Source organism: Sporosarcina ureae, from assembly GCF_029267015.1.
Taxonomy (GTDB): domain Bacteria; phylum Bacillota; class Bacilli; order Bacillales_A; family Planococcaceae; genus Sporosarcina; species Sporosarcina ureae_D.
The window spans coordinates 1-8,458 of sequence record NZ_JARIEA010000055.1 but is presented as its reverse complement, the minus strand read 5'-3'; the positions used below and the strand labels follow the sequence as shown (position 1 = coordinate 8,458).

The window sequence follows — 8,458 nt, the reverse complement described above, 5'->3', positions numbered from 1 at the left end:
ACTGAGTACTTACCAAGTTTGTTTGTGGTTTATAGTAGATCAAACCAGTGACTGGGTAGTACTAGTTCCTATCCTTGCAAAAGAAGAATCCGAACTGCCCTACACACTGTCTAACGAAGGCGGCTGCCAGTGGTAGGCGTAGTAATGAGACAGCCAGGCGCACTTCCTGTCTGGCTCATTGCGGAAGCCATCCACCACCGCCGAAGTGGGGTCAATGATCGCCCCACTTACACTGCCAGTCAAACTACTACCTCTGCACAAAACAAGGAAAAGTAAGGGGTCGCAAAAACAACTACCCACCATCGTATCCTACTTACTTATACGAACACCTTCCCTGTGTACTCTAAAAACAACTATCTGAACTGCCCTACACACTATCTAACGAAGGCGGCTGCCAGTGGTAGGCGTAGCAATGAGACAGCCAGGCGCTCTTCCTGTCTGGCTCATTGCGGAAGCCATCCACCACCGCCGAAGTGGCGTCAATGCCCGCCCCACTTACACTGCTAGCTAAACCACTACCTATATTTAATCCCCCAAAAAGAAAACGCTCCTGCAAAAACAACTACCCACGCCGCTTATTACGCACACCTGAAAAAATCCACAAATAGAGACCTTTTCCCATACATTAAAAAAAGACAATCCCGAGCACTAAATGCCTCTGGATCATCTTTGCTTATTATACTGGCGTACGGTCGAACTTTCGGATGACTTTGTACAGCTCTTCCGATTGCTCCTTCAACTCTAACGCCTTCGTCTTCGTTTGGTCTATCGACGCCACCTGTTCGTCCGTAGCCGCGCGGACTTCTTCCGCACCCGCTGAGGTATGCTCTGCGATGGATGCTACTTCCATTGACTGCTTGGCTGTGCGTTCGATTGTCCGCATTTGATTGCCGACGATATCAGTGATTTCCTCTACAAATTGTGCCATTGTATGGATCGTGTCGGTCATGGTCTCGACATTTTCATTCGTTTTCGTTGCGCGTTTGGCTTCAGTGGATGCCGTTTCTACTTGTTTTTGCATTTCAGATACTACTCGTTTAACGTCCGCCTGAATCGTTTGGACAAGCCCTGAAATCATCTGCACTGCTTTTGCGCTTTCATCGGCTAAGTTGCGGACTTCTTCCGCGACGACAGCGAAGCCTTTACCATGTTCCCCTGCTCGCGCCGCTTCTATAGAGGCGTTAAGTGCGAGTAAGTTTGTCTGGCCCGCTATATTGCCTACGAGTTCCACGATTTCACCAATTTTATGGGCATTTTCATCGAGTACTTGAATTGTTTCCAATGAATGCTCGCTTTGATTGCTCATTTGATGGATACCCGCTAATACGGATTGGAAGATCTCGGTTGTCGCATGCAATTCTCGCAACATCATTTTAGACTGCTCTGAAGATTGATCCGCTCGATTATTGACTTCCATCGCGAGTTGCCGGATATCTTCAATCGCATGGACGGTTTCACGAATCGCTTCTGACGTTTGTTCCGCACCATTGGAGATTTCTCCGATCGTGCGCGCAATGGCATCCGATTGGCCGGATGCAGCGCTTGTCTCCTTAGTCAATTCATCGACTGATTGAGCAGTTGCTTGGAAGTTCGATTCAATTTGCTCGATAATATTACGCAAATTAACGACCACTTGCTGGAATGCTTTGGAGACGGAATGGATTTCATCCGAAGAATTAGGTAATTGAATGTCCGTGCCGATTTTTCCATCCGCCACTTTCATCGCGGCTGTTTCCAAACGTTGCAACGGCTTGGTCAAAATAACGCTGAACATGGCCGCTAAAATACCTGACCACATGACGCCCATCGCGTATGTTAGCAATTGAAAAACGAATGGTTGTACATTCGGGAAGAACGTCGGCTGTACCCAGTTAATGAATACAGCACTGGTAGTATACGTAATGACTGCGAGAATTACGATAAATAGAACGAGTTTCGCCCGCAGCCCTACTTTTTTCGGTTCTTTCATAAATTCCCCTCCGCTAACTTTCGGATGACTGTGTTAATAAGTTCAGTCAGCTCATTGAATGTCGTGCGGTATGTAGCCAAATCTCCGCCATATGGATCATGCACATCAAGACCTGGCATTGTGCCCGCGTACTCTTTTAACGTAAAGACTTTCCCTTTCATGTCAGGAAAGCGGCTGTGCAGTAAATCGCGATGGCTTGCTGTCATTGTCAGCACGATATCAGCCCATTCCATCTCAGACGACTTGACTTCATTGGAGTAGGGAGAGAAAGAAATTCCTTCTTCCCTCAACAATTGCGCTGAATTCGAGGAGATGGGTAACCCATCTATCGCATGAATGCCAGCAGACTTCGCTGTAAACCCTGGTACATTGGCATGGTTAACTAGCGCCTCTGCCAAAGGACTTCTACATGTGTTCCCCGTACATATAAAATATATATTCATTTTCTTCACCTACTTTACAGAATAACGGATTTATGAGGAAAAAGAAACACTATTTTCAAAAGATAAAGGACAATACACCTATGCAGATGAAAACAATACCTGTCAGTCGTCTAATGAATGTTCCATTTATTAAACGTAGACGGCCTGTGGATAAGAATGCAATGCTAGAAAAGACGAGCGAAAAGAAACCTGACGCCATGATGAATAGCCATTTATTCAACTGCATCATACCGAATGTCACACTGACGGCGAACGCATCCATACTGACGATCAGTGCTAGGAAAAATGGTGAAATCATCTCAACGATGGATTGCTCTTCACTGTCCGCAAGTAAAATATGAAGGCCGATGAGTGATAACAGTACGCCAGACAACACATGACTCCATCCAGTGAAATAGGACATTACCCATTCTCCTGTGTAGAAGCCAATGAGCGGCAGTAGCATATTCAGTATAGTCGTCCACAGCATAATCATCAATCGACCTCGCCGTAGTTGCAAAAATGTATAGACAATTAAAATGTCGATGGTTGTCACGATAGCCGATATGATCTCTATCAAAGATTAAGCCCCCTTGCAAGTCGCATATACTCATCTTATGCGGGTGCTGAAGGGGGCTATTCATCGTTATTGAAATGTTATTCCGAGAATCGCTTGCCGTCTGATGCTTTGTCGAGTCGGTTCATGACCGCTGCCCCAATACCCGAAAGATCTGTCTCAACAGCTAGAATAATATCGGCTTCGGTAGTGTCACATTGACGAATCGCTTTGTATAAGCTTGACGCCATCGCTTCACCATTAGTGATCGGGCCTGTGGAAAAGTACCAATCTGCGCGCTCTGTGTATAACTCATCCGGTCCAATGATGGCCACACGTTTATTTTGCTGATGAATGGTCTCTAGCGCATGCGCAATCGTATCAGCATTCGGCTCAATGACGAATAGCGGTGCTTCAGGTGCGTAATGTGTATACTTCATTCCCGGTGCGCGCGGTGCTGACGTTTGATCTGTGGGTAACGTCGCCAGGTGGACGGTACCAATCAATTCTTCCAACTGCTCCTTCGTTATGCCACCGGGACGCAAAATGACAGGCGGCGTGACTGTGATATCCAAGATTGTGGATTCCAAGCCAACTCCTGTCTCTCCACCATCCAGAATTAACGGTACTCTACCTAGTAAATCATGATAGACATGATCCGCTTCTGTCGGGCTCGGCTTTCCACTTCGATTTGCACTTGGTGCAGCTAATGGCTGATCGAGTTTGCGTAACAACTCCAACGCTATTGGGTGGTCAGGCATGCGAATGGCTACGGTACTAAGTCCCGCCGTGACAACATCTGCAATAACGCCCGGTTTCTTTTCCATGATTAATGTTAACGGTCCTGGCCAAAAAGCTTTCATTAAGACTTCTGCAATTTCAGGGATGTCTGTCGCATATTTCTCGATGTCTGACTGATTCCCAATATGTACGATTAGCGGATTATCTGAAGGTCTACCTTTTGCTTCAAAGATCCGCTGTACTGCTTGCCCATCTGTCGCGATCGCTCCCAATCCGTAAACTGTTTCAGTCGGAAAGGCAACAATACCTCCAGATTTAAGGATACCCACAGCTTGTTTATAGATTCTATCGTTATCCACTAGGTTATCCACTATTTCTTGTGTAGTGTCCACTTGCTCAACCCCTCTTTATACACATTTCGTCGACTTTATCCACAAAACGTGTGAATAGTTTCATTTGAACAGCGATTTTATCCACTCCCAAATGAAGAATGTAACAGGTTCTTCTTCTGTTTCAGCGACTGTTGCTTCTTCAGGGAAACAAACGTTAGGAAACAGTGAACACCACCAATTATCCCCTCTACCTGCACCGATTTTGACGACATATGCATCGTAAACGCCCTGCGGCTGAATGAAAAATCCTACTCGTTTTGGCGGGATCATTGCCGCACTGTGTTCAAGCGTTACGTGTGCGCCGTTTACTTGTGTCTTGGCAATTTCAAGTATCTTCGGTTCCAACACTTTAAGGTTAGCATTGATTTGCTGTGTGTTCATAGATTGGCTAATAGCTTTCTCTAGTAATGGCGCGATTTTTTCCTGAACATTTTGTTTCACTTGCTGATCCGCTACGGTATTCGAGTTTGCAAGAATACGAAATTGCGTCGCCTCACCAGCAATTGTTTGTTGACCGAATACGAGCAACACCGCTTGAATAGTAAGTAATATAAGTACAAATTCTATAAAGGCCACTAGTTTCGAAGTTTGAGTCGGTTGTTGATTTATCGGATAATCTTGTAACATGTCATCCCCTCCTGCACTCTATCTTGACCCGCAGGAGGGAGTTTTATTCATCGAATCTCACAAAATATCATTCGATCTTTTTTATTGATGTCTTGGACGACTTCAACAGTCGCTTCCGGGAAGGCTTCTTCAAGAAACTTTTGTACTGCCGGGCCTTGTAGATAGCCTATTTCAAAACCTATGAGTGAAGGTCGATTCATCAGAGGTGACAGATTCTCTGCCAGTCTACGGTAGAAATAGAGACCGTCTTCTTCCGCAAATAATGCAGTTTGCGGTTCGAAGTCATAGACAGTTGGTGACATATCAATTTTTTCATAATCTGCAATATACGGCGGATTAGATAGAATGATATCCCACTTCTGATGCTTTAACGGCTCTTCCATATCCCCTTGTAAAAAGGTCACATCGACTTCATTACGTAGTGCATTACGTTGTGCGACTTCAAGCGCTAATTCACTAAAATCAGTCGCCGTGACTTCCGCAGTCGGCCTTTCTTTTTTGAATGCGATCGCGATCGCTCCACTGCCCGTTCCAATATCCGCTACATGAATCATTCGTTCCCCAAATAATTGAGTAGCTCGTTGCAACGCATAATGAACAAGTTCTTCCGTTTCAGGACGTGGAATCAGTACGTGTTCATTGACCTCGAATGAATAGCCGTAAAAGGATTCTTCCCCGAGGATGTATTGAATTGGCTTGCCGGTCAATAGTTCTGTGATGATGGACCAGAATTTCGAACACGGTTCATGCGGAACTTGTTCGCGCAAACTAGCTAAATAGTTCGCCTGGCTTTTACCCGTGACAGAGCGCATGGCAAGTTCAGCAGCATGCGTATCCATACCGCGTGCGTTCAGCAATTGTTGTGCTCGTTGCACAGATTCGAGCATTGTCTCAGTCATTGCGATCCAAACTTTCCAAGCGATGTGCCTGTTCTTCGATAATTAACGCGTCGATGACTTCATCCAGCTTCCCTTCAATAATCTGATCAAGCTTTTGTATCGTCAGACCGATTCGATGGTCCGTGACACGGTTTTGTGGGAAGTTATACGTGCGAATACGTTCGGAACGGTCACCTGATCCAACTGCAGATTTTCGTTTTTCATCGTATTCAGCTTGTACTTCTTGCATGAATTTATCATACACTCGTGCACGCAAAACTTTCATGGCTTTTTCTTTATTTTTAATTTGAGATTTTTCATCCTGGATCGACACCGTAGTTCCTGTAGGTAAATGCGTTAAGCGTACTGCAGACATCGTCGTGTTGACGGATTGTCCTCCTGGTCCAGATGACGCGAATGTATCGGTACGGATATCTTTATCGTGAATTTCAATTTCTACTTCTTCCGCTTCAGGCAAACACGCAACAGTAGCAGTAGACGTATGTGTTCGTCCACCCGATTCCGTTTCTGGTACACGCTGCACGCGGTGTGCTCCATTTTCGTACTTCAACTTCGAGTAGGCCCCTTTTCCATCAATCATGAAGATGATTTCTTTGAAGCCACCAAGTTCAGTCGGTGATGAATCAATCACTTCCACTTTCCAGTGATTCATTTCCGCGAAACGTGTATACATTCGATAAAGACTACCCGCAAATAAAGCTGCTTCGTCTCCTCCTGCTGCACCACGGATTTCCATAATGACACTTTTATTATCATTCGGATCTTTTGGAATGAGTAATACTTTTAACTGTTCTTCAAGCGACTCAATTTGGTCTTCGAGTTCATCGATTTCCATTTTGACTAATTCTTTCATGTCATCTTCAAGCGGTTCATCTTGCATTTCTTTGGCATTCTTATATTGCGCATGGATATGTTTATATTCTCGGTATACTTCGACGGTGTCTTGTAAATCGGATTGTTCTTTTGAATAGCTGCGTAATTTGTCCAAATCATTAACGATTTCGGGGTCACTAAGTAGTTCATTCAGTCGGTCATAACGGTCTTCAACTGCTTGTAGTCTATCGAACATAGTCGGTTCACCTCTTCTGAAATAGTGGTTTCTATATTAGTATATAGCAGAACCGCCTATCCTTTCTTGCTTACGGATAGACGGAAATATGTTTATTCTACATGTTGCATACGGCTAACAGGGACTTCATGGTGCTGGCGGCAACGTGGTTCATAAGCTTCGGAAGCGCCAACGAGAATGATCGGGTCATCCTGACATGCAGGTTGTCCGTCTATTAATCGCTGTGTTCGGCTTGAAGGTGATCCGCACACAGTACAAACTGCTTGAAGTTTCGTCACTAGTTCTGCCACAGCCATTAATTCAGGCATCGGTCCGAATGGTTCACCTTTAAAGTCTTGATCGAGTCCTGCAATGATCACGCGAAAGCCACGATCCGCAAGCATGATCGCAACGTCTATAATATCGTCGTCGAAAAATTGGGCTTCATCAATGGCGACCACATCGAAATCATCTGAAACGAGATTTGGTATTTCACTCGCTTTGGAAATAGGATTAGCGATCGTGGATGCACCGTCGTGGCTCACAACTGCCTCTTCGCTATACCGATCATCAATTGCCGGTTTGAATACCGCAATCTTTTGTTTGGCAAATTCCGCGCGTCGAATCCGGCGAATAAGCTCCTCCGATTTACCTGAAAACATACTGCCGCAGATGACTTCCATCCAGCCGCCTTGCATTGAAACGTACATGGTCAATCTCCTTTCGATGTCGTGCTATGTATGTGGGTTATGCGTTGTGTGTTAATTCTATGAGCGGTTGCGAGCTCCGATAGAGCGGTTATACCACTGCTATGAGCGTAAACGGGCACAGATAGAGCGGTCAACCCCATTCTATGAGCGGTTGACGCCAACGATAGAGCACTCGGGCGACTTCTATGAGCACGCTGTCTCTAGTATCTGCAATAAATTAATAAAAATACCCGTCTGGCACGACTGCACCTGACGGGTATCTGGCTTTTATTACTCTTGTTCTTCTGACTTGATGCCGTATTTTTTGTTGAAACGGTCAACTCGTCCGTCTGCTGTAGCAAACTTCTGACGGCCAGTATAGAATGGGTGACATTCTGAGCATACTTCCACTCGAATATCCTCTTTTACAGAACCTGTTTCAAATGTATTGCCACATGAGCAAGTTACTGTTGCAAGTTTGTAATTGGGATGAATTCCTGCTTTCATCGATATCTCTCCTTTCGCCCTGAACCATCTGGAACAGAGTGTGAAATTCTGGATGTTTTATTGGCCATTTGCCTATAAAACGATCGATGCCGTACACGACCCGTGTTTGTCAGCCGTATATGCGGTGTACAGAAAAACTGTACTTGATTAGTATAGCAAAATTCGATATGTTGCGCAAGTGTTTGATTTGGGTATTTAATGGGCATGGGCTGTATTGGTGAAGGGTTGGATTTCCGCTGCAGCCGAGGGGACGCTTTCCGGAGGGCCACTTGTTGAGCCAACCAGGTCGCGAGGCTCCCTTTTGGTTGTCTCAACGTTCGGGCTGATCCTCCCGGAGTCGCCCCTCGGCTTCCGCTGCAATCTTACTTTTTAAGTACGTACATCACTTTTTATGTTTGTTAAGGGCATAATTCAAAACCAAATTCACATTGGAGTTTCAGAAAATCAAATAAGGCCCTTACCTTTTTTCGCCTTCATTTCTTCGTTCAGTTTGTCGAAGAATTCTTCGTTGTTATCGGATTGGCTTAGTTTTTTCATGAAACGTTCGGTGAAGTCGTGGGAGTCTGAGAAGGTTTTTCTGATGGCCCACAGTTTTTCTAGGTTTTCTT

10 protein-coding genes and 1 pseudogene are annotated in these 8,458 nt (G+C 45.1%); 1 reads left to right on the top strand and 10 read right to left on the bottom strand.

Going from position 1 to position 8,458, the window contains the following annotated elements:
* Positions 1-129: 129 nt before the first annotated feature.
* Positions 130-276, top strand: coding sequence for a hypothetical protein (locus Q7P97_RS08660; RefSeq protein WP_303968808.1), 147 nt, complete (start codon positions 130-132; stop codon positions 274-276).
* A gap of 400 nt (positions 277-676) precedes the next feature.
* Here the strand turns inward: Q7P97_RS08660 and Q7P97_RS08655 are convergent, their stop codons facing one another.
* The 10 genes and pseudogenes from Q7P97_RS08655 to Q7P97_RS08610 form a co-directional block, all read right to left on the bottom strand.
* Entirely contained in the window at positions 677-1,969 is a 1,293-nt protein-coding gene (locus Q7P97_RS08655) for a methyl-accepting chemotaxis protein (protein WP_303968807.1), read from the bottom strand.
* Positions 1,966-2,412, bottom strand: coding sequence for a low molecular weight protein arginine phosphatase (locus tag Q7P97_RS08650; protein WP_303968806.1), 447 nt, complete (start codon positions 2,410-2,412; stop codon positions 1,966-1,968). The genes Q7P97_RS08655 and Q7P97_RS08650 overlap by 4 nt, the downstream gene beginning before the upstream one ends.
* A gap of 55 nt (positions 2,413-2,467) precedes the next feature.
* Positions 2,468-2,971, bottom strand: a complete 504-nt coding sequence (locus tag Q7P97_RS08645; RefSeq protein ID WP_303968805.1) for a manganese efflux pump MntP — start codon at positions 2,969-2,971, stop codon at positions 2,468-2,470.
* Positions 2,972-3,048: 77 nt separating this feature from the next.
* Complete coding sequence (locus Q7P97_RS08640) at positions 3,049-4,080, bottom strand: L-threonylcarbamoyladenylate synthase (protein WP_303968804.1); 1,032 nt, start codon at positions 4,078-4,080, stop codon at positions 3,049-3,051.
* A 60-nt stretch (positions 4,081-4,140) separates the two neighbouring features.
* A complete protein-coding gene (locus Q7P97_RS08635) occupies positions 4,141-4,707 on the bottom strand; it encodes a stage II sporulation protein R (RefSeq protein WP_303968803.1) in 567 nt (188 codons plus the stop codon).
* A gap of 47 nt (positions 4,708-4,754) precedes the next feature.
* Positions 4,755-5,606: a peptide chain release factor N(5)-glutamine methyltransferase gene (gene prmC, locus Q7P97_RS08630; RefSeq protein ID WP_303968802.1), complete on the bottom strand. Its 852-nt coding sequence runs from the start codon at positions 5,604-5,606 to the stop codon at positions 4,755-4,757.
* Complete coding sequence (gene prfA, locus Q7P97_RS08625; RefSeq protein ID WP_303968801.1) at positions 5,599-6,675, bottom strand: peptide chain release factor 1; 1,077 nt, start codon at positions 6,673-6,675, stop codon at positions 5,599-5,601. The genes prmC and prfA overlap by 8 nt, the downstream gene beginning before the upstream one ends.
* Before the next feature lie 92 nt (positions 6,676-6,767).
* Positions 6,768-7,364, bottom strand: coding sequence for a thymidine kinase (locus tag Q7P97_RS08620; RefSeq protein ID WP_085428138.1), 597 nt, complete (start codon positions 7,362-7,364; stop codon positions 6,768-6,770).
* Positions 7,365-7,634: 270 nt separating this feature from the next.
* The gene (gene rpmE, locus Q7P97_RS08615; protein ID WP_085132697.1) at positions 7,635-7,850 is read right to left on the bottom strand and encodes a 50S ribosomal protein L31; all 216 of its coding nucleotides are present in this window, start codon (positions 7,848-7,850) and stop codon (positions 7,635-7,637) included.
* 444 nt (positions 7,851-8,294) lie between these two features.
* Positions 8,295-8,458: pseudogene (locus Q7P97_RS08610) on the bottom strand (transcription termination factor Rho); the annotation flags it as partial.